Below are 21,688 nucleotides of genomic sequence, written 5' to 3' on the forward strand. Positions count from 1 at the left end.
AAGACATGACCGATGACCACCGCTTCGGCTTCCGCACGCGCGCCCTGCACGCCGGCGGCACCCCGGATGCCACGACCGGCGCGCGCGCCGTGCCGATCTACCAGACCACGTCGTTCGTGTTCGACGATGCGACGGATGCCGCGAACCTGTTCGCGCTGCAGAAGTACGGCAACATCTACTCCCGCATCGGCAACCCCACCGTCGCCGCTCTCGAAGAGCGGCTCGCTTCGCTCGAAGGGGGCATCGGCGCCGTCGCGACGGCATCGGGCATGAGCGCGGAGTTCATCACCTTCGCCGCCCTCGTCGGCGCGGGCGACCACGTCGTCGCCTCGGCGCAGCTGTACGGCGGCACTGTGACGCAGCTCGACGTGACGCTGCGCCGCTTCGGGGTCGAGACGACCTTCGTCGCCTCCGACGACCCCGCCGACTTCGCCGCCGCGATCCGGCCGGAGACGAAGGTGCTGTACGTCGAGATCATCGGCAACCCGTCGGGGGAGATCGCCGACATCGCCGGTCTCGCCGAGGTCGCGCACGCGGCATCCATCCCGCTCGTCGTCGACGCGACGCTCGCGACGCCGTATCTGGCGCGCCCGCTCGAGCACGGGGCGGACATCGTCATCCACTCGGTCACCAAGTTCCTGGGCGGTCACGGCACGACGCTCGGCGGCGTCGTGATCGAGAAGGGCACGTTCGACTGGGGCAACGGCAAGTTCCCGCAGATGACCGAGCCCGTGCCGTCTTACGGCGGCATCCGATGGTGGGACAACTTCGGCGAGTACGGCTTCCTCACGAAGCTGCGCACCGAGCAGCTGCGCGACATCGGCCCCGCCCTCAGTCCGCAGTCGGCGTTCCTGCTGCTGCAGGGCGTCGAGACGCTGCCGCAGCGCATGGACGCGCACCTCGCGAACGCCCGCGTCGTGGCGGAGTGGCTCGATTCCGACCCGCGCGTCGAATACGTCACGTGGGCGGGGCTTCCCGATCATCCTCATCACGATCGAGCGCGCACGTATCTGCCGCTGGGGCCGGGCTCGGTGTTCGCCTTCGGGGTGAAGCCCACGGGCGAGTTCCCGACGGACGAGGAGCGCCTGAGCGCCGCCCGCCGCACCGGCGAGCGCGTCATCGAGGCGCTGCAGCTCGCGTCGCACCTGGCCAATATCGGCGATGCCCGCACCCTGGTCATCCATCCGGCGTCGACGACCCACCAGCAGCTCGCACCCGCGCAGCTGGCCGACGCGGGCGTTCCCGCCGACCTCATCCGCATCTCGGTCGGCCTCGAGGACGCCGAAGACATCGTCTGGGACCTCGATCAGGCCCTCACCCGAGCGACAGGACTGCCGCGATGAGCTTCGGATCCGATCAGACCTGCGCACTGCCTGCCCCCGCCTGCGCGCTGCCCGGCGCGCTCGCCGAGACGACCCCGGCCGAGGCGACGGCCCCGCGCACGTGGCGGGCCCCGTCCGCGCCGGAGCGCTATGCGCTGCTGCGCGAGGCCCGCTCGATCGCGATCGTCGGGGCATCCGACAACCGCGCGCGGGCGAGCTACTTCGTCGCGTCGTACCTGCTGGGCGGCTCCGACCTCGACGTGTACTTCGTCAATCCGCGCGCGACGGAGATCCTCGGCCGGCCCGTCTACGCCTCGCTCGCCGACCTGCCCGTCGCGCCCGACATCGTCGACGTGTTCCGCAGACACGACGACCTGCCGGACGTCGCACGCGAATCGGTCGCCGTCGGCGCGAAGACGCTGTGGCTGCAGCTGGGGTCGTGGAACGAAGAGGCCGCCGCGATCGCCGCCGAGGCCGGCCTCAGCGTCGTGATGGACCGCTGCGTCAAGATCGAGCACGCGCGCTTCCATGGCGGACTGCGTCTGGCGGGCTTCGACACGGGCGTCATCTCGTCGAAACGCCAGGTGACGGCGCGCTGACCCGCACGTCGGATAGAATGGACGGATGCGTCCGCGCTCGGCGCGCGCCTTCAGACATCCACCGCTGACATCCACCCGCTTCGAAAGGATTCCGCCATGGCCGGAACGAAGAACCAGGGGATCATCGATCCCCCCATCGATTCCCTGCTCGGCAAGGTCGACTCGAAGTACCAGCTCGTGATCTACGCATCCAAGCGCGCGCGTCAGATCAACGACTACTACTCCGACCTGCACGAGGGCAACCTGTTCGACAACGTGGGGCCGCTCGTCGACTCCAACGTCGAGGACAAGCCGCTCACGATCGCCCTGCACGAGATCCACGAGGACAAGCTCCGCCTGCGCCACGAAGAGTAAATCGCTCTTGCGCCGTCTGTGTGACGGCCCGATGCCCCCGATGATGCGATGTCCGCACCCGGGGGCATACTGGTTTCCGCCCCGCCCCGATCTGGAGGATCGATGACCGAGTTGCGCCTGTTCACGTCCGAGTCCGTGACCGAGGGCCACCCCGACAAGATCTGCGACCAGATCTCCGACAGCATCCTCGACGCGATCCTCACCGACGATCCGCACGGCCGCGTCGCCGTCGAGACGCTCGTCACGACGGGTCTCGTGCACGTCGCGGGCGAAGTGTCCACGTCGGCGTACGTCGAGATCCCGGCGATCGTGCGCGACGTCGTCAACCGCATCGGCTACACCTCGAGCGAGACGGGCTTCGACGGAGATTCGTGCGGCGTCAGCGTGTCGATCGGCGCGCAGTCCTCCGACATCGCGGCCGGCGTCGACAAGGCGTTCGAACGGCGCGAGGGCGGGTCGGAAGACCCGCACGACCTGCAGGGCGCGGGCGACCAGGGCATCATGTTCGGCTACGCGACGAACGAGACGCCCGAGTTCATGCCCATGGCGGCGTGGACGGCGCACCGCATGGCCGAGCGCCTCGCCGAAGTGCGGCGTTCGGGCGAGCTGCCGTTCCTGCGCCCCGACGGCAAGACCCAGGTCACGCTCGGCTACGAGGGCAGCACCCCGCGCACGGTGCAGTCGGTCGTCCTGTCGACGCAGCACAATCCCGACATCTCGCAGAAGGCGCTGCGCGCCGCCGTGCGAGCCGAGGTCATCGATCCCGTGCTCGAGGCGACGGGGCTCGACATCTCCGACGTCAAGTTCTACATCAACCCCGCGGGCCCGTTCGTGATCGGCGGTCCGAAGGGCGACGCGGGTCTCACGGGCCGCAAGATCATCATCGACACCTACGGGGGAGCATCACGCCACGGCGGCGGCGCCTTCAGCGGCAAGGACCCGTCCAAGGTCGACCGCTCGGCGGCCTACGCCATGCGCTGGGTCGCCAAGAACGCCGTCGCGGCAGGCCTGGCCGAGCGTCTCGAGGTGCAGATCGCCTACGCGATCGGCAAGGCCAAGCCCGTCGGACTCTATGTCGAGTCGTTCGGCACCGCTCAGGTGTCGGATGAGACCATCACCCGCGCCATCCTCGACGTGTTCGACCTGCGCCCGCGGGCGATCGTCGAGCAGCTCGACCTGCTGCGTCCGATCTACGCGCAGACCGCCTCCTACGGGCACTTCGGGCGCGAACTGCCCGATTTCACGTGGGAGCGCACCGACCGCGTCGACGATCTCCGGCGCGCCGCCGGGCTCTGACGTGACGCGGCGCATCGCGCGGGTGCTGCTGGATTCGCCGCTGCCGCAGCTGGACAGGCTCTTCGACTACGAGATCCCGCGCGAGCTCACCGCTGACGCCGTCGCCGGTGTGCGCGTGCGGGTGCCGCTGCGCACGGCCGGTCGCCTGGTCGACGGCTACCTCGTCGAGGTGACGGAATCCGACGACCCCGAGCGCCCGCTCTCCGAACTCGACGCCGTCGTGTCCGGTGTGCCGGTGCTGCCGACGCGGCTCTATGAGCTCGCCCGCCGCGCCGCCGACCGCGCGGCGGGATCGGCGAGCGACATCCTGCGTCTGGCGATTCCCAAGCGCATGGTGCGCGCCGAGAAGGCGTGGCTCGCCGGCGAGCACCCCGCGCCGCCCGAGGTCACCGCCGGCGGGCTCCCGGCGCTGGAGGCCTACCCCGGACTCGCCGACGCGCTCGATGCGGGGGAGCGCCTCGCCCTCGACGCGCCGCCACACCCCGCCCAGCTCGCGGACGGCACCACCGTGGGGTCGTGGGCCGTGCTGCTGGCATCCACCGCGGCGCACACGCTCGCGACCGGTCGCAGCGCCGTGCTCGTCGTGCCCGACCACCGCGATCAGGACCAGCTCGCCGCCGCCCTCGCCGACCTCGTCGCGCCCGACGCCGTCGTCGCCGTCGACGCGCGGCAATCCTCGCCCGCGAGGTATGCGGCGTTCCTGCGCACGCTGACCGAAGTCCCGTGCATCGTGCTCGGCAATCGCTCGGCCGTCTACGCCCCCGTGCACGACATCGGCCTCATCGCGATCTGGGACGACGGCGACCCGCTGCTCGGCGAGCCGCTCAGTCCCGGCGTCAGCGCGCGCGACGCGGCCCTGGTCCGCCAAGAGCTCGAAGGTCCCGCGCTCCTGTTCGCGGGCCACACCCGCACGACCGACGTCGAGCGGCTCGTGTCACTGGGCTGGGTGCGCGAGATCGCACCCGCCCGCAAGAGCAGTCCGCGCGTCGTGCTCAGTGCGACGCGCGAGGGCGAGTCGCGCGGTGCGCGCGTTCCCTCGTCGGCCTTCGCCGCGGCACGCGAGGCGCTCGAGGACGGACCCGTGCTCGTTCAGGTCGCCCGCCCCGGCTATGCGCCCGTGCTCGTGTGCGCGGGGTGTCGCCACGCCGCGCGGTGCGCGCACTGCGGCGGACCTCTGCACGCGAAGTCCCACGGCGCCGTTCCCGTGTGCGGCTGGTGCGGTCGTCGGGCGCAGGCGTGGACATGCCCCGACTGCGCCGGCACGACCGTGCGGATGGTCTCGTCGGGCAGCGAGCGCACGGCCGACGAACTGGGTCGTGCGTTCCCCGGCGTGCGCGTCATCGTCGCCGACGGGGAGCACCCCGTGCTGCGCGTCGACGCGCGCCCCGCCCTCGTCATCGCGACGCGCGGGGCCGAGCCGATCGCCGACGGCGGATACCGCTCGGTCATCCTGCTCGACGGCGATCGCATGCTGCAGGCCGAGGCCCTGCGGATCGGCGAGTCGTGCCTGCGCTGGTGGTCCAACGCCGCCGCGCTCGCTGTGCCGAAGGCGCCGGTTCACCTCGTCGGCGTCGCCGGACCCGTCGCACGAGCCCTCGCGACGTGGTCCCAACCGGCGTACGCGCGCGCCGAGCTCGCCGACCGGGCAGCGTTGCGGATGCCGCCGACCGTCCGCGTCGCGGCGCTCGAGGGCCCCCGGGCGGCCGTCGAGACGGCCATCTCGTCTGTGCGGGTCGCCGTGCCGACGCTCGACGAGACGTCGGTGCTCGGCCCCGTCCCGCGTGACGAGGGCGTGCGGGCTCTCGTGCGCTTCGACTACAGCAGCGGCGCGCGCGTCACCGAGGCCCTGCGCGCGGCCGTCGTCGCGAACGCCCTGAGCGCCCGCAAGGCCGCGAAGGGACGCAACCCCGCTGCCCGCAATACACTCAGAGTTCGGGTCGACGTGCCCGATCTCGATCTGTGAGGAGACCATGCGCCTCGTCTTCGCCGGCACGCCCGCACCCGCCGTGCCGTCCCTGCGCGCCCTCGCGGCATCCGATCACGACATCGCCCTCGTCGTCAGCCGCACCGACGCGCCGCTCGGACGCAAGCGCACGCTCACCCCGTCGCCCGTCACGGCGGTCGCCGGGGAGCTCGGTCTCGAGGTGCTGCGCACCGACCGGCTCGACGACGCGGCGACCGAGCGGATCGCGGCGCTCGAGCCCGACCTCGGCGTCATCGTCGCCTACGGCGGCCTCGTGCGCGAGCCGCTGCTGTCGACGCCTCGGTACGGGTGGATCAATCTGCACTTCTCGCTCCTGCCGCGCTGGCGCGGCGCCGCACCCGTGCAGCGCGCCCTCATCGCGGGCGACGATCGCACGGGGGCGAGCGTGTTCCAGCTCGTCGCCGCGCTCGACGCGGGCGATGTCTTCGCCGAGCGGATGCACCCCATCGGCCCCGACGCGACGGCGGGGTCGCTCCTCGACGAGCTCGCGCACGACGGCGCCGACCTGCTGCGTGACGTCGTCGACGCGATCGAGGCCGGAACCGCCGTCGCGACGCGGCAGACCGGCGATTCCACCTACGCGCCGAAGCTCACCGACGACGACGGCAGAATCCGCTGGGATGAGACGCGCGACGCCGTCGTGAACCGCATCCGCGGCGTGACCCCCGAGCCCGGCGCGCACACGACGATCGGCGGTGCACGACTGAAGATCCTCGCCGCCGCCCCCGCGCCCGACGACGCGCCCGAGCTCGCTCCCGGCGTCTTCGGCGCGCACGGCAAGGACGTCGTCGTGGGCACGGGCTCGCAGCCCGTCCGGCTCGAGACGATCCAGCCGGCGGGCAAGGGCGCGATGCGCGCGGCCGACTGGTGGCGGGGCCTGCGCGGCGAGCAGCCGGTGGCCGGCTCATGAGTCGCGTGCAGAGCGCGCGACGCGTCGCCTTCGAGACCATCCGCGCCGTCCACGAATCCGACGCCTACGCCAACCTGCTCCTGCCGAAATCGATCGATCGCGCCGGACTGTCGACCGCCGACGCGGGGCTCGCGACCGAATTGACCTACGGCACGCTGCGCCGCGAGGGCACCTACGATGCCGTCATCGCGCTCGCCGCCGACCGGCCCGTACACGAGATCGACCCCACTGTCCTCGACGCCCTGCGGCTCGGGGTGCACCAGCTGCTGTCGACCCGCGTCGCCTCGCACGCAGCCGTCAACGAATCGGTCGAGCTCGCACGCGGCGCGGCGGGACGCGGTGCCGCGGGATTCACGAACGCTGTCCTGCGTCGCGTGTCCCGCGACACGCCGGGCGACTGGATGATGCGGGTCGCCGATTCCGCGCGGTCCGACGACGAACGCCTGGGCCTGCTGTTCTCGCACCCCGTCTGGGTCGTGCGCGCCCTGCGCCGCGCTCTGGCGGCAGAAGGGCGCGCCGCCGAGCTCGAGGCGCTGCTGACGGCCGACAACGTCTCGCCCCACGTCACGATGACGGCCCTGCCCGGTCTCGCCGAGGTTCCCGACGACGCGCGTCGCACACCGTACTCGCCGTACGGTTTCCGGCTGCCCGGCGGCGATCCCGAGGGCATGATCCGCGCGGCCGAGGGCCGCATCCGCGTGCAGGACGAAGGGTCCCAGCTCGCGGCCCTCGCGCTGACCCACGCGTCCCCGATCGCGCCGGGGGAGCGGTGGCTCGACCTCTGCGCGGGCCCCGGCGGCAAGACGGCGCTGCTGGCGGCCGAGGCGCTCGCGCACGGCGCACGGCTCGAGGCCAACGAGATCGCGCCCGCGCGGGCGGGTCTGGTCCGTCAGGCCGTCGCCGGTGTCCCCCTCGAGGTGCCGGTGTCGGAGCAGGACGGCCGCGTCCGCGCCGCCGATACGCCCGACACGTATGACCGCATCCTCGTCGACGCGCCCTGCACGGGCCTCGGCGCGCTGCGTCGGCGCCCGGAAGCACGGTGGCGCAAGGCGCCGTCCGACGTGCCGGATCTGTCCGAGCTGCAGCGCGGACTCCTCTCCGCCGCGATCGGTGCCCTCGCTCCCGGAGGAGTCGTCGCATACGTGACATGCTCGCCGCACCTCGCCGAGACGGCCGGCGTCGTCGGCGAGGTCAGACGCGAGTGGGGCGACGCCGTCGAAGAGATCTCGGCGCGTGACGCTGTGACCGCGGCATCCGTCGGAGATCCGGGCCTGCTCCCGCAGGCCGACGGAAGCCTGCGCGCGCAACTGTGGCCCCATCGGCACAACACCGACGCGATGTCGATCTCGCTGCTGCGACGGGTCTGACCATAATGGAGCCGTGCCCGACATCCGTGTGAACCCCAGCATCCTCGCCGCCGACTTCGTCAACATGCAGTCCGAGCTGGCGCGCATCCACGCGGCCGACTTCGTGCACGTCGACGTCATGGACAACCACTTCGTGCCGAATCTGACGTTCGGTCCGCAGATGGTCGAACGCATCCAGGCGACGAGCCCCGTGCCGCTGGACGTGCACCTCATGATCACCGACCCCGAACGATGGGCTCCGGAATACGCCGAGCTCGGCGCCGCGTCGGTCACGTTCCATCTCGAGGCCGCCGCTGATCCGGTCGCGCTCGCACGACGCCTGCGCGACATCGGCGCGCGAGCGGGTGTCGCCGTCAAGCCCGCGACCCCCGTCGAGGGGCTCTTCGACCTGCTCGACGAGTTCGACCAGATCCTCGTCATGACCGTCGAGCCGGGCTTCGGCGGCCAGTCGTTCATGCCCGAGACGATGCCCAAACTGCGCAGCCTCGCCGACGAAGCGCACCGCCGCGGATCGAACGTGTGGCTGCAGGTCGACGGCGGCATCGGCGACGCGACGATCGCGCAGGCCGCCGAAGCGGGGGCCGACACGTTCGTCGCCGGATCCGCCGTGTTCGGCGCGTCGGATCCGGATGCCGCGATCGTGGGCCTGCGTGCGGCCGCGGCGGCGGCGACCCACCGCCACTGACCGGTACCCTGGCATAGTGAAGACGTTCGACGCCCTGTTCGCTGAGCTCGAGGCGAAGGCCGCCGAGCGACCCGAGGGATCGGGCACGGTCGCGCAGCTCGACGCGGGTGTGCACGCGATCGGCAAGAAGATCGTCGAAGAGGCCGCCGAAGTGTGGATGGCCGCCGAGTACGAATCGGCCGACGCCGCCGCCGAGGAGATCTCGCAGCTGCTCTACCACCTGCAGGTGCTCATGCTCGCGAAGGGACTGACGCTCGAGGACGTCTACCGACATCTGTGAGCCTGCGCCCATCCGTCATCTGCGACATGAGAAAGCTCCTCTGAAATGCTGCGAATCGCCGTGCCGAACAAGGGCTCGCTCGCCGAGACCGCGACCGAGATGCTCAACGAGGCCGGGTACACCGGCCGCCGCGACCCGAAAGACCTGCACGTCATCGACCCCGCTAACGAGGTCGAGTTCTTCTATCTGCGCCCCAAGGACATCGCCACCTACGTCGGCTCGGGCGCCCTCGATGTCGGCGTCACGGGTCGCGACCTGCTGCTCGATGCCCGCATGCCGGGCGTTCTCGAGGTCGAAGCCCTCGGCTTCGGAGGCTCCACCTTCCGTTTCGCCGGCCCGCCCGGACGCTACTCGAGCGTGCAGGACCTCGAAGGCGCGCGCGTCGCGACGGCCTACCCCGGCCTCGTCGACGGCTTCCTCGACGAGCACGGCATCGCCGTGGACCTCGTGCCGCTGGACGGCGCGGTCGAGTCCGCCGTCGCGCTGGGCGTCGCCGACGCCGTCGCCGACGTCGTCTCGACCGGCACGACGCTGCGTCAAGCCGGACTGGAGATCTTCGGGCCCGTCATCCTCGAGTCCGAGGCGGTCCTCATCACCTCGCCCGTCGAGGCGTCCGGCACGCAGACCCTGCTGCGACGTCTGCGCGGCGTCATGGTCGCCCGCCGTTTCGTCATGGTCGACTACGACCTGCCGGCCCACCTCGTCGATGAAGCCGTCAAGGTCGCCGGCGGTGTCGAGTCGCCCACGATCTCACCGCTGCGCGACCCCGAGTGGGTCGCCGTGCGCGTCATGGTCGCGCGACACGGCGTCAACCAGGTGATGGATGCTCTGTATGCGATCGGCGCGCGGGCGATCCTCGTGACCGCGATCCACAACGCGAGGCTGTGATGAGCGTCGTCTGCCGCGTCATCCCGTGCCTCGACGTGGCCGCGGGACGCGTCGTGAAGGGCGTCAACTTCCAGAACCTGCGCGACATGGGCGATCCCGTCGAGCTCGCGCGCGAGTACTACCGTCAGGGCGCTGACGAGTTGACGTTCCTCGACGTCACGGCGACGATCGACGAGCGCGCGACGACCTACGACGTCGTCCGCCGGACGGCCGAAGAGGTGTTCATCCCGCTCACGGTCGGCGGGGGAGTGCGGCAGGCCGACGACGTCGCACGGCTCCTCGCCGTCGGCGCCGACAAGATCGGCGTCAACTCCGCCGCGATCGCCCGCCCCGACCTCGTCGGCGAGATCGCCGACCGGTTCGGCGCGCAGGTGCTCGTGCTCTCGCTCGACGTCGCACGCGCGACCGGTGAACTGGCCGATCTCGTGCCCTCCGGCTTCGTCGTGACGACGCACGGCGGCCGCACCGCGACGACGCTGGACGCGCTCGCGTGGGCGCGCGAGGCGATCGAGCGCGGCGCGGGGGAGCTGCTGGTCAACTCGATCGACGCCGACGGCACGCGCGAAGGATTCGATCTCGAACTGGTCGGGCTCATGCGCGAAGCGTCGAGCGTGCCCATCATCGCCTCGGGCGGTGCGGGCCGTGCGGCCGACTTCGCTCCCGCCGTCGCTGCGGGTGCCGACGCCGTGCTGGCGGCATCCGTCTTCCACTCCGGCCAGCTCACGGTCGGCGATGTGAAGGCCGCCATGACGGCCGAGGGCATTCCGGTGCGCGAAGTGGCCGCAGGCGACGTGCTGAGCGAGCGGAGCGAGTCGAAGTGACCGACGAGCGCGACCCCCGGCTGGACCGTGTCACCTTCACCGATGACGGCCTCGTCGCCGCGATCGTGCAGCAGTGGGACACGCGCGAGGTGCTCATGCTCGGCTGGATGGATGCCGAGGCCCTGCGGCGCACCCTCACCGAGGGCCGGGTCACGTTCTGGTCCCGCTCGCGCCGCGAATACTGGCGCAAGGGCGACACGTCGGGCCACATCCAGCTCGTCAAGGGCGCGCGCCTGGACTGCGACGGCGACGCGATCCTGCTCACCGTCGAGCAGGTCGGCGCGGCCTGCCACACGGGCACGCGCACGTGCTTCGACGCCGACGACCTGACGCCTGTCGTCGCGGACGGTCTGCCGGAATGATCCGCCGCGCGCGCCTCATCGCGATCCTCCTGACGCTCCTGCCCGGAGCGATCGGAGTCATCGCCGCCACCCAGACCTGGCTCACCGTCGTGCTCGCCGACGGCGCGCACCACACCCTGCCGGTACCGGGTGCGTCGGCGATCCCCGTTCTCGCCCCGCTCAGCCTCGCCGTCCTCGCGCTCGGCGGAGCGCTGTCGGTGGTCGGCCTCGTGCTGCGGTACATCTTCGGCGCGCTGACGCTCGTGCTCGCCGGCGTCCTCACGATGCTGACCGGCGCCGTCGTGATGGGCCCGCAGACGTCGCACGTCGCCGCGACCGTGACCGAGGCGACCGGCATCACGGGCGAGAAGGCGGTGGCCGGCCTCGTCGAGACGGTCGAGATCTCGGTGTGGCCGGCTGTGACGCTCGTCTGCTGGATCGTGCTGCTCATCGCCGGAGCCTTCACGATCGCGACGGCGCACCGCTGGAAGGGCGCTGGGCGCCGCTACACGACGGCCGACACTCCCGGGCGCACGACACCGGCGAGCACGGGCTCGCGGCCGCACGACGCGATCGACGACTGGGATGACCTCTCGCGTGGCGAGGATCCGACGACCTGACCGATAGACTGACCACGACCGCGCCTACTTCAGAGGAGATCCATGAGCACCAACATCGGCGACCCCGGCCACGGACACTCGCCCGCCGCCTGGACGGCCGTCGTGATCATGCTCGTGGCTGTCGCGCTCGGCGTCGTCTTCTACTGGCTGGACATGGCCCCGCTCGTGTGGGCGTCAGGCGTTCTGCTGGTCATCGGTCTCATCGTCGGATGGGTCATGGCCAAGGCGGGCTGGGGCGTCAAGGGCCCCAAGTACCAGCCGAAAGCCCACTGACGTGCTCGCCGACCTCACGGCCGGCGCGGTTCAGGACGCAGAGGATCGCGCCGTCGCGCGTCCTCTCTCGGTCGTCGAGATAGACGCCCTCGCCCAGCCGCCCGCCCGTGATGCCCTCGCCGCGCTCGCACCGGCCGACCGCGTCAAGATCATCGCCGAGGTCAAGCGGGCCAGCCCCTCGCGCGGTGACCTCGCGACGATCCCCGACCCCGCCCTGCAGGCTCTGCGCTACCAGGAGGGCGGTGCATCCGCCGTCTCGGTGCTGACCGAAGGCCGCCGCTTCAAAGGGAGCCTCGCCGACCTCGAGGCCGTCAAGGCCGCCGTGCAGGTGCCCGTGCTGCGCAAGGACTTCATCGCCACCGAGTACCAGGTGCTCGAAGCGCGCGCGTCGGGCGCCGACCTCGTCCTGCTCATCGTCGCCGCTCTCGCGCAGCCCGTTCTCACGCGCCTGCACGCCCTCGTGCTCGAGCTCGGTATGACGCCGCTCGTCGAGACCCACAGCGCGAGCGAGGTCGACACGGCCGCCGATCTCGGCGCACGCCTCATCGGCGTCAACGCACGGGACCTGTCGACCTTCGACCTGGACCGCGACCTCTTCGGCCGTCTCGTCGACCGGATCCCGACCGACGCCGTCCGGATCGCCGAATCCGCCGTTCTGTCTCCCGCCGACGTGACGCATTACCGCTCCGCGGGTGCCGACGTCGTCCTCGTGGGCGAGGCCCTCGTGACGAACGATCCCGTGGCGACGCTGCGGGCCTTCGTCGAGGCCGGATCATGAGCCTGCGGGCGGCATCCGGACCGTTCTTCGGCGACTTCGGCGGTCGCTTCATGCCGGAGTCGCTCATCGCGGCCATCGACGAGCTCACCGCAGAATACGAATCCGCGAAGGCCGATCCGGCGTTCCAGGCCGAGTTCGTCCGCCTCCTGCACACGTACGCCGGTCGTCCCTCGGCACTGACCGAGGTTCCCCGCTTCGCCGAGCACGCCGGGGGAGCCCGGGTCTTCCTCAAGCGCGAAGACCTCAACCACACCGGCTCGCACAAGATCAACAACGTGCTCGGCCAGGCTCTCCTGACGAAGCGCCTCGGCAAGACCCGCGTCATCGCCGAGACCGGCGCGGGACAGCACGGCGTCGCGACCGCGACGGCGGCGGCCCTGTTCGGCTTCGACTGCACGATCTACATGGGCGAGGTCGACACCGAGCGCCAGGCGCTCAATGTCGCGCGCATGCGGCTGCTCGGCGCCGAGGTGATCCCCGTCACGACCGGGTCGCGCACCCTCAAGGACGCCATCAACGACGCGTACCGCGACTGGGTCGCCACGGTCGAGAACACGAACTACGTCTTCGGCACGGCCGCGGGCCCGCACCCGTTCCCCGCCATGGTGCGCGACTTCCAGAAGGTCATCTCCGAAGAGGCGCGCCAGCAACTCCTCGATGAGACCGGCCGGCTCCCCGACGCGGTCCTCGCGTGCGTCGGCGGCGGCTCCAACGCGATCGGCATGTTCGACGCGTTCCTCGACGACGACGACGTGCGGCTGTACGGGGTCGAAGCGGCCGGCGACGGCGTCGACACCGACCGGCACGCGGCATCCATCGAGCGCGGGCGCCCCGGCGTGCTGCACGGGGCGAAGACCTACGTGCTGCAGGACGAGGACGGCCAGACGGTCGAGTCGCACTCCATCTCTGCGGGGCTGGACTACCCGGGCGTCGGCCCCGAGCACGCGTGGCTCGCCGACATCGGCCGCGCGCAGTACATCCCCGCGACCGATGACGAGGCGATGCAGGCGCTGCGGCTGCTGTCGCGCACCGAGGGCATCATCCCCGCGATCGAGTCGGCGCACGCCCTGGCCGGTGCCCTGCGCATCGGACGCGAGCTCGGTCCCGACGCGATCCTCGCCGTCAACCTGTCCGGTCGCGGCGACAAGGACATGGACACCGCCGCACGCTACTTCGAGCTGTACGACGAGGAGTCGCCCGTCGACGCAGCTGTGCCCGATGAATCGGCCAAGGGCGACGGGGTGAAGCTGTGACCGCGTCCCGGGTCGCCGCGGCGATCGACAAAGCGCACGCACAGGGCCGCGGAGCCTTCATCGGCTATCTGCCGCTCGGTTTTCCCGATCTGCAGACGAGCATCGAGGCTGCCGTCACGCTCGCCGAGAACGGCGCCGACGTCATCGAACTCGGTCCCCCCTACTCCGACCCCGTCATGGACGGCACCGTCATCCAGGAGGCGACCCAGACGGCTCTGGCCGCCGGGTTCCGCCTGCGCGACACGTTCACCGCCATCCGCGAGATCACGGCGCGCGTCGATGTGCCCGTGCTCGTCATGACGTACTGGAACCCCGTCATGCAGTACGGCGTGGACCGCTACGCCGACGATCTCGCCGCCGCCGGCGGCGCGGGACTCATCACCCCGGACATCACGCCCGAGGCGGCGTCCGAGTGGATCGCCGCGAGCGAGCGCACGGGGCTGGACCGCATCTTCCTCGCCGCGCCCACCTCGACCGATGAGCGCCTCGACCTCATCATCGAGAAGTCCACGGGCTTCATCTACACGGTGTCGACGATGGGCATCACGGGGGAGCGCGCGCAACTGGATGCCGCGGCTCGAACACTCGTCGAGCGTCTCCGGGCCCGCGGGGCCGGTCACGCGTGCGTCGGGATCGGCATCTCGACGGCCGATCAGGTCGCCGGCGTCGTCGAGTACGCCGACGGCGCGATCGTCGGAACCGCCCTCGTGCGTGCCCTGCGCGATCGCGGACTCGAGGGTCTCGCGACCGAGACACGCGCGCTCACGGCCGGCACGGTCACGAACACCGTCTCCGACAACTAAACTCGCACTCATGCTTTCCTCCGCCGCGGGCGTCGTCGCCAGCATCCCGAGCCCCGACATCAGCTCGTTCTCGATCGGTCCGCTGACGATCCACATCTACGCCCTGTGCATCATCACGGGCATCATCGTCGCGGTGTTCATGACGAACCACCGACTCACCAAGCGCGGCGCCGAGCCCTGGGTCGTGATCGACATCAGCCTCCTCGCCGTCCCGCTGGCGATCATCGTCGCGCGGTTCTACCACGTCTTCACCCACGCGAGCTTCTACTTCGCCGACGGACGCGAGTGGTGGAACCCGTTCGTGAAGGACGCCATCTGGAACGTGTGGGACGGCGGCATCGCCATCTACGGCGCCCTCATCGGCGGCGCGATCGGAGCCTGGCTCGGCTGCCGTTGGACGGGCATCCGCTTCTGGACGTTCGCCGACGCCCTCGCGCCGGGTCTTCTGCTCGCGCAGGCGATCGGGCGGTTCGGCAACTGGTTCAACCAGGAGCTCTTCGGCACTCCGACCGATCTGCCGTGGGGCCTCGAGATCGACTACCCGAACCCCGCGTGGCCCATCGGGCTGCCCGAGGACACGCTGTTCCACCCGACCTTCCTCTACGAAGTCATCTGGAACGTGCTCGGCGTGATCGTGCTGCTGTGGGCGGGTCGCAAGCTGCGTCTGCAATGGGGCCGCCTGTTCGCGCTCTATCTCATCTGGTACAGCGCGGGCCGCATCGTGTGGGAGTCGATCCGCATCGACCCGAGCGACGTCATCTTCGGTCTGCGCACGAACGTGTGGGCAGCGATCGTGGGCGTCGTCGTGGGCCTCGTCATCCTGTTCGTTCAGGCTCGGCGCCACACCGCCGACGAACCCTCCCCGTATCGACCGGGGCGCGAGTGGAAGCGCGACGGGGCTGTACAATCGCAGACACCCGACTACGTCGACGTCAGCGAACCGCCGACCGACACGGTCGAAGAGACCACCGCCACAAGCACAGTCGCCACGAAGTAGCATCCCGCGCACTTCGTCCACCGGGCCGACGACGTCCCCCTCTCCACTCAGTGAGGACGGTTCCTATGGGCGTGAGCCCGTTTTCTGGCGAGCCGAGCGGATTTCCCCCCGCTCAGGGCATGTACAACCCCGCCTTCGAGAAGGATGCGTGCGGTCTCGCGATGGTCGCGACGCTGCGCGGCACCCCCGGCCACGACATCGTCGACCACGCGCTGACGGCGCTGCGCAATCTCGAGCACCGCGGCGCGATCGGCTCTGACGCCGGCACGGGCGACGGAGCAGGCATCCTGACGCAGATCCCCGACGCGTTCCTGCGCGCCGTCGTCGACTTCGACCTGCCGCCGGTCGGCGAGTACGCCGTCGGCATGGCCTTCCTGCCGCGCGATGACGCCGAGCGCGCCGCCGTCAAGGACGGGATCGCACGCATCGCCGCCGACGAGGATCTCGTCGTGCTGGGATGGCGGCACGTGCCCACGCGCGAAGAGCACCTCGGCAAGCTCGCACTCGCCGCGCGCCCCGACTTCGAGCAGCTGTTCCTGTCCCGCCCCGCCATCGGCGGCGCTCCGGCCATGTCCGGCCTGTCGCTCGACCGTCTGGTCTTCCGTCTTCGCAAACGCGCCCAACATGAGTTGGGCGCGTATTTTGTTTCCCTGTCGTGCCGCACACTCGGCTACAAGGGCATGGTCACGACGCTGCAGCTCGAGCCGTTCTTCCCCGATCTGTCCGACGAGAGGTTCGCGTGCGAACTGGCCGTCGTGCACTCGCGCTACTCGACCAACACGTTCCCGTCCTGGCCGCTCGCGCAGCCGCTGCGCATGCTCGCGCACAACGGCGAGATCAACACCGTGCGCGGCAACCGCAACTGGATGCGCGCGCGTCAGTCGCAGCTGGAATCGGAGCTGCTGGGCGACATGGCGCCGCTGCTTCCCATCTGCACGCCCGGTGCGAGCGACTCGGCCTCGTTCGACGAAGTGCTCGAGCTCCTCACTCTGACGGGTCGCAGCCTGCCGCACGCCGTCATGATGATGATGCCCGAGGCGTACGAGAAGCAGGCCGACCTGGCCCCCGATCTGCGCGCCTTCTACGACTACCACGCGCTGCAGATGGAGCCGTGGGACGGCCCCGCGGCCCTCATCTTCACCGACGGCACGCTCGTGGGTGCGACGCTCGATCGCAACGGCCTGCGCCCCGGCCGCTGGACGGAGACGACCGACGGACTCGTCGTGATCGGCAGCGAGACCGGCGTGCTCGAGTTCGAGCCCGAGCGCATCAAGCGCCGCGGCCGCCTGCGGCCGGGCCGCATGTTCATCGTCGACACGGCCGAGGGCCGCATCATCGAAGACGACGAGATCAAGACGCGTCTCGCCCGGCTCGAACCGTGGGAGCTGTGGCTTCGGCAGCGTCTGCAGCTCGAGGAGCTGCCCGATCGCGAGCACATCGTGCACCCGATCGCCTCGATCACGCGTCGTCAGCGCACCTTCGGATACACCGAAGAAGAAGTGCGGGTGCTGCTGACCCCCATGGGGCAGACCGGCGCCGAGCCGCTCGGTGCGATGGGCAGCGACACGCCGGTCGCCGTGCTCAGCGAACGCCCGCGCCTGCTCTTCGACTACTTCACGCAGCAGTTCGCCCAGGTCACCAATCCGCCGCTCGACTCGATCCGCGAAGAGATCGTCACGAGCCTGCGCGCGGGGATCGGTCCCGAGCGCAACCTCCTCGCGTGGGGCCCCGACCACACGCGGCAGATCACCCTCGATTTCCCCGTGCTCGACAACGACGAGCTCGCGAAGATCCAGAACATCCACCGCACGATGCCCGGCCGTCGCGCTGTGACGCTGCGGGGGCTGTATCACTTCGACGCCGGTCCGGGCGTGCTCAAGGAGCGTCTCGATGCCCTGTGCACAGAGGCGGATGCCGCGATCGCCGAGGGCGCCGAGTTCCTCATCCTGTCCGACCGCGACTCGAACAAGGACCTCGTGCCGATCCCGTCGCTGCTCATGCTGTCGGCGGTCCACCACCACCTCATCCGCACCGAGACGCGGATGAAGGTGGGACTCGTCGTCGAGGCGGGCGATGTGCGCGAAGTGCATCACGTCGCGACGCTGCTGGGCTACGGTGCATCCGCCGTCAACCCGTATCTCGCGATGGAGACCGTCGAGCATCTCGTGCGGACGGGCTTCATCACCGGGATCTCGCCCGAGCAGGCCGTGCGCAACGTGATCTACGCGCTCGGCAAGGGCGTGCTGAAGATCATGTCGAAGATGGGCATCTCGACCGTCGCGTCGTATTCCGGAGCGCAGGCGTTCGAAGCCGTCGGTCTCGGGCAGGAGCTCATCGACGCGTACTTCACGGGCACCGAGAGCAAGCTCGGCGGCATCGGGATCGATGAGATCGCGGCCGAGAACCAGGCGCGTCATGATTTCGCCTACCCCGAGGATGCCGCGGCTCGAGCGCACGAGCGGCTCTGGACCGGCGGCGAGTACCAGTGGCGCCGCGACGGGTCGCCGCACCTGTTCGATCCGGACACGGTCTTCCGGCTGCAGCACTCGACGCGCACGCGACGGTACGACATCTTCCGCGAATACACGAAGCTCGTCGATGACCAGGCGCACGAACTGAAGACGCTGCGCGGGCTGTTCCGTCTCAAGACCGGGGAGCGCCCGCCCGTGCCGCTGGACGAGGTGGAGTCGGTGGCATCCATCGTCGCGCGCTTCTCGACGGGAGCCATGAGCTACGGCTCGATCTCGCAGGAGGCCCACGAGACCCTCGCGATCGCGATGAACAGCATCGGCGGCAAATCGAACACGGGGGAGGGTGGCGAGGACGTCGATCGCCTTCTGGATCCCGCGCGCCGCAGCGCGATCAAGCAGGTCGCTTCGGGGCGCTTCGGCGTCACGAGCCTCTACCTGACCGAGGCGGACGACATCCAGATCAAGCTCGCGCAGGGCGCCAAGCCCGGCGAGGGCGGACAGCTGCCGCCGACGAAGGTGTATCCGTGGGTCGCGCGCACACGCCACGCGACGGCCGGCGTGGGGCTCATCTCACCGCCGCCGCACCACGACATCTACTCGATCGAAGACCTCAAGCAGCTCATCTTCGACGTCAAGCGCGCCAACCCGACGGCGCGCGTGCACGTCAAGCTCGTGAGCCAGTCCGGCATCGGCGCGGTCGCAGCCGGCACGGCGAAGGCCCTCGCGGATGTCATCCTCGTCTCGGGGCACGACGGCGGCACGGGTGCGAGTCCGCTGAACTCCCTCAAGCACGCCGGCACTCCGTGGGAGCTGGGTCTGGCCGAGACGCAGCAGACGCTCATGCTCAACGGCATGCGCGACCGCGTCGTCGTGCAGGTCGACGGTCAGCTCAAGACGGGTCGCGACGTCGTCATCGGAGCCCTGCTGGGCGCGGAGGAGTTCGGCTTCGCCACGGCGCCGCTCGTCGTGTCGGGGTGCGTCATGATGCGCGTCTGCCACCTCGACACGTGTCCGGTCGGCGTCGCGACGCAGAACCCGACGCTGCGCGCGCGCTTCACGGGCAAGCCGGAGTTCGTCGTGAACTTCATGGAGTTCATCGCCGAAGAGGTGCGGGAGCTGCTCGCCGAGCTCGGCGTGCGCTCGCTCGACGAGATCGTCGGCCGCACCGAGCTGCTCGATGTCGACGATGCCGTGCGGCACTGGAAGACGGAGGGATTGGATCTGGCGCCGGTCCTGGCAGGTCCGGTGTTCGCCGAGGACGAGCCGCGACGGCATGCGCGCGATCAGGAGCATGGGCTCGACGCGCACTTCGATGTGCCGCTCATCGAACGCGCGCAGCAGGTCATCGCCGACGGCGGGCACATCGTGCTCGACCTTCCGATCCGCAACACCGAGCGCGCCGTCGGGACGCTTCTGGGCCATCACGTGACCCGCGCGCACGGTGAGCACGGTCTGCGCACGGGATCGATCGAGATCAATCTGACGGGTTCGGCCGGTCAGTCCCTGGGGGCGTTCCTGCCCGCCGGGATCACGCTGCGGCTCGAGGGCGACTCGAACGACTATGTCGGCAAAGGCCTCTCCGGCGGACAGATCATCGTGCGGCCTCCCCGGGCGGCCACGTTCGAGGCGGCGCAGAACGTCATCGCCGGCAATGTGATCGGCTACGGGGCGACGCAGGGCACGATGTTCCTCAGCGGCGTCGTGGGGGAGCGGTTCTTCGTGCGCAACTCGGGCGCGACCGCCGTCGTGGAGGGCGTGGGTGATCACGCGCTGGAATACATGACGGGCGGCCTCGCCGTCATCCTCGGCACGACCGGACGAAATCTGGGCGCCGGGATGTCGGGAGGAACCGCATACGTGCACCGGCTCGATCCGGCCCTGGTCAACCGCGAGGCGCTCGCGAACGGCGAGCTCGAACTCGGCCCGCTCGGCTCGGGTGACGCGGCGATGCTTCGCGACCTGCTCGAACAGCACGTCGCGCAGACGGGCTCGGTGCGCGCGGCATCCCTGCTCGAGGACTTCGAGACCGAGGTCCGCAACTTCGTCCGCGTCCTGCCGCGGGACTACGCCGCTGTCCTGGATGCGCGACGGGTCGCCGTCGCCGAGGGACTCGATCCCGACGGCGACATCGTATGGAACCGCATCCTGGAGGTGACGGGTGGCTGACCCGAAGGGCTTTCTGAAGATCACGGAGCGGGAGCTGCCGGCACGCCGCCCCGTTCCCGTTCGGATCATGGACTGGAAAGAGGTCTATGAGCCCGGCGACAGCGCCGTCCTGCGCCGTCAAGCGGGCCGGTGCATGGACTGCGGAGTGCCGTTCTGCCACCGCGGATGCCCCCTGGGCAACCTCATCCCGGAGTGGAACGACCTCACGTGGCGTGGCGAAGGCCGGGCGGCGAGCGAGCGGCTGCACGCGACCAACAACTTCCCCGAGTTCACGGGGCGGCTGTGCCCGGCCCCGTGCGAGAGCTCGTGCGTGCTGGGGATCAACCAGCCCGCCGTGACGATCAAGCAGATCGAGGTGTCGATCGCCGACGAGGCGTTCGGCAAGGGATGGATCGAACCCGAGCCGCCGGGACGGCTCACGGGCAGGACCGTGGCCGTCGTCGGCTCGGGACCTGCCGGGCTCGCCGCTGCCCAGCAGCTGACGCGCGCGGGTCACACCGTCGCGGTCTTCGAACGCGACGACCGCATCGGCGGGCTGCTGCGGTATGGCATCCCCGACTTCAAGATGGAGAAGAAGCACCTCGAGGCGCGCCTGCGTCAGATGCAGGACGAGGGCACGCGCTTCCGCGCCGGCGTCGAGATCGGCGTGGACCTGTCGTGGGACGACCTGCGGACGCGTTACGACGCCGTCGTCGTCGCGACGGGCGCGACGGTCGCACGTGAGCTGCCCCTTCCGGGGCGCGAGCTCGACGGCGTGCACGTCGCGATGGAGTACCTCGTGGAGTCCAACCGCGCGGGCGCGGGCGATGTCGTGCCGAACCAGATCACGGCGGCGGGAAAGCACGTCGTCGTGATCGGCGGCGGTGACACGGGAGCGGACTGCATCGGCACGGCGCACCGCCAGGGCGCCCTCAGCGTCACGAACCTGGCGATCGGCCGGCGCCCGCCAGGGGAGCGGCCCGGTCATCAGCCGTGGCCCACGGCTCCGGTCCTGTTCGAGGTGCAGTCGGCGCACGAGGAGGGCGGTGAGCGCTCGTACCTCGCCTCGACCGTCGAGTTCGTCGGCAACGGCGCGGGCGAGGTCCGCGCGCTGCGTGTCGCCGAGACCGAGTTCATCGACGGGCGTCGCGTGCCCAAAGCCGGCACGGAGCGGGAGATCCCCGCCGACCTCGTGCTCATCGCGATGGGGTTCACCGGTCCCGAACGTGCGCTCCTCGAGGATCAGCTCGGCACGCGCTTCACCGAACGCGGCATCCCCTCTCGCGACTCCGACTTCCAGACGAGCGCCCCCGGGGTGTTCGTCGCGGGAGATGCCGGCCGCGGGCAGTCGCTCATCGTGTGGGCGATCGCCGAGGGACGCTCGGTCGCCGCGGCGGTGGATGCGTTCCTGATGGGCGGCACGCAGCTGCCGGCGCCCGTGCGACCCGACGATGTCGCCATCGGCCTGCCGCCCGCGTAGGCTGGCGGAAGCTTCCCCCCA

The 21,688-nt window shown here is 70.5% G+C and carries 20 protein-coding genes; all 20 read left to right on the top strand.

The genetic code is table 11. From position 1 onward, the window contains the following. The first annotated feature begins 5 nt into the window (after positions 1-5). The 20 genes from ACFC3F_RS02110 to ACFC3F_RS02205 all read left to right on the top strand — a co-directional run bounded on the left by ACFC3F_RS02110 (position 6) and on the right by ACFC3F_RS02205 (position 21,667). Entirely contained in the window at positions 6-1,343 is a 1,338-nt protein-coding gene (locus ACFC3F_RS02110; protein ID WP_376125980.1) for an O-acetylhomoserine aminocarboxypropyltransferase/cysteine synthase family protein, read from the top strand. After that, entirely contained in the window at positions 1,340-1,921 is a 582-nt protein-coding gene (locus ACFC3F_RS02115; RefSeq protein ID WP_376125983.1) for a CoA-binding protein, read from the top strand. Before ACFC3F_RS02110 ends, ACFC3F_RS02115 begins: the two co-directional genes overlap by 4 nt. Before the next feature lie 96 nt (positions 1,922-2,017). Beyond that, complete coding sequence (rpoZ, locus tag ACFC3F_RS02120; protein ID WP_376125986.1) at positions 2,018-2,275, top strand: DNA-directed RNA polymerase subunit omega; 258 nt, start codon at positions 2,018-2,020, stop codon at positions 2,273-2,275. Between the two features lie 102 nt (positions 2,276-2,377). Continuing rightward, positions 2,378-3,571: a methionine adenosyltransferase gene (gene metK, locus ACFC3F_RS02125; protein ID WP_376125989.1), complete on the top strand. Its 1,194-nt coding sequence runs from the start codon at positions 2,378-2,380 to the stop codon at positions 3,569-3,571. Position 3,572: 1 nt separating this feature from the next. After that, positions 3,573-5,534 (top strand): primosomal protein N', encoded by a 1,962-nt coding sequence (locus ACFC3F_RS02130; RefSeq protein WP_376125992.1) that lies wholly within the window; start codon positions 3,573-3,575, stop codon positions 5,532-5,534. A gap of 7 nt (positions 5,535-5,541) precedes the next feature. After that, positions 5,542-6,465 carry a methionyl-tRNA formyltransferase gene (gene fmt, locus ACFC3F_RS02135; protein WP_376125995.1) on the top strand — a complete coding sequence of 308 codons (924 nt, stop codon included), beginning with the start codon at positions 5,542-5,544 and terminating at the stop codon, positions 6,463-6,465. Further along, complete coding sequence (locus ACFC3F_RS02140) at positions 6,462-7,832, top strand: RsmB/NOP family class I SAM-dependent RNA methyltransferase (RefSeq protein WP_376125998.1); 1,371 nt, start codon at positions 6,462-6,464, stop codon at positions 7,830-7,832. The genes fmt and ACFC3F_RS02140 overlap by 4 nt, the downstream gene beginning before the upstream one ends. A gap of 13 nt (positions 7,833-7,845) precedes the next feature. Next, positions 7,846-8,517: a ribulose-phosphate 3-epimerase gene (gene rpe, locus ACFC3F_RS02145; RefSeq protein ID WP_376126000.1), complete on the top strand. Its 672-nt coding sequence runs from the start codon at positions 7,846-7,848 to the stop codon at positions 8,515-8,517. A gap of 16 nt (positions 8,518-8,533) precedes the next feature. Then, positions 8,534-8,797 carry a phosphoribosyl-ATP diphosphatase gene (locus ACFC3F_RS02150; protein WP_376126003.1) on the top strand — a complete coding sequence of 88 codons (264 nt, stop codon included), beginning with the start codon at positions 8,534-8,536 and terminating at the stop codon, positions 8,795-8,797. 45 nt (positions 8,798-8,842) lie between these two features. Beyond that, entirely contained in the window at positions 8,843-9,685 is an 843-nt protein-coding gene (gene hisG / locus ACFC3F_RS02155; protein ID WP_376126006.1) for an ATP phosphoribosyltransferase, read from the top strand. Further along, on the top strand, positions 9,685-10,506 hold the full coding sequence (hisF, locus tag ACFC3F_RS02160; RefSeq protein WP_376126009.1) for an imidazole glycerol phosphate synthase subunit HisF: 822 nt from the start codon (positions 9,685-9,687) through the stop codon (positions 10,504-10,506). Before hisG ends, hisF begins: the two co-directional genes overlap by 1 nt. Then, positions 10,503-10,868, top strand: coding sequence for a phosphoribosyl-AMP cyclohydrolase (gene hisI, locus ACFC3F_RS02165; protein ID WP_376126012.1), 366 nt, complete (start codon positions 10,503-10,505; stop codon positions 10,866-10,868). Before hisF ends, hisI begins: the two co-directional genes overlap by 4 nt. Beyond that, positions 10,865-11,467: a Trp biosynthesis-associated membrane protein gene (locus ACFC3F_RS02170; RefSeq protein ID WP_376126014.1), complete on the top strand. Its 603-nt coding sequence runs from the start codon at positions 10,865-10,867 to the stop codon at positions 11,465-11,467. The genes hisI and ACFC3F_RS02170 overlap by 4 nt, the downstream gene beginning before the upstream one ends. Positions 11,468-11,509: 42 nt before the next feature. Next, positions 11,510-11,740 (top strand): DUF6704 family protein, encoded by a 231-nt coding sequence (locus ACFC3F_RS02175; RefSeq protein ID WP_376126017.1) that lies wholly within the window; start codon positions 11,510-11,512, stop codon positions 11,738-11,740. A gap of 1 nt (position 11,741) precedes the next feature. Then, positions 11,742-12,518: an indole-3-glycerol phosphate synthase TrpC gene (gene trpC, locus ACFC3F_RS02180; protein ID WP_376126020.1), complete on the top strand. Its 777-nt coding sequence runs from the start codon at positions 11,742-11,744 to the stop codon at positions 12,516-12,518. After that, the gene (gene trpB / locus ACFC3F_RS02185) at positions 12,515-13,771 is read left to right on the top strand and encodes a tryptophan synthase subunit beta (protein ID WP_376126023.1); all 1,257 of its coding nucleotides are present in this window, start codon (positions 12,515-12,517) and stop codon (positions 13,769-13,771) included. The genes trpC and trpB overlap by 4 nt, the downstream gene beginning before the upstream one ends. After that, positions 13,768-14,574, top strand: coding sequence for a tryptophan synthase subunit alpha (trpA, locus tag ACFC3F_RS02190; protein WP_376126025.1), 807 nt, complete (start codon positions 13,768-13,770; stop codon positions 14,572-14,574). The genes trpB and trpA overlap by 4 nt, the downstream gene beginning before the upstream one ends. 10 nt (positions 14,575-14,584) lie before the next feature. After that, the gene (lgt, locus tag ACFC3F_RS02195) at positions 14,585-15,571 is read left to right on the top strand and encodes a prolipoprotein diacylglyceryl transferase (RefSeq protein ID WP_376126028.1); all 987 of its coding nucleotides are present in this window, start codon (positions 14,585-14,587) and stop codon (positions 15,569-15,571) included. Between the two features lie 65 nt (positions 15,572-15,636). Beyond that, on the top strand, positions 15,637-20,208 hold the full coding sequence (gene gltB / locus ACFC3F_RS02200; RefSeq protein ID WP_376126031.1) for a glutamate synthase large subunit: 4,572 nt from the start codon (positions 15,637-15,639) through the stop codon (positions 20,206-20,208). Further along, the gene (locus ACFC3F_RS02205; protein ID WP_376126034.1) at positions 20,201-21,667 is read left to right on the top strand and encodes a glutamate synthase subunit beta; all 1,467 of its coding nucleotides are present in this window, start codon (positions 20,201-20,203) and stop codon (positions 21,665-21,667) included. The genes gltB and ACFC3F_RS02205 overlap by 8 nt, the downstream gene beginning before the upstream one ends. The last annotated feature ends 21 nt before the right edge of the window (positions 21,668-21,688 follow it).

The organism is Microbacterium sp. NPDC055910 (assembly GCF_042271185.1).
Classification (GTDB): Bacteria; Actinomycetota; Actinomycetes; order Actinomycetales; family Microbacteriaceae; genus Microbacterium.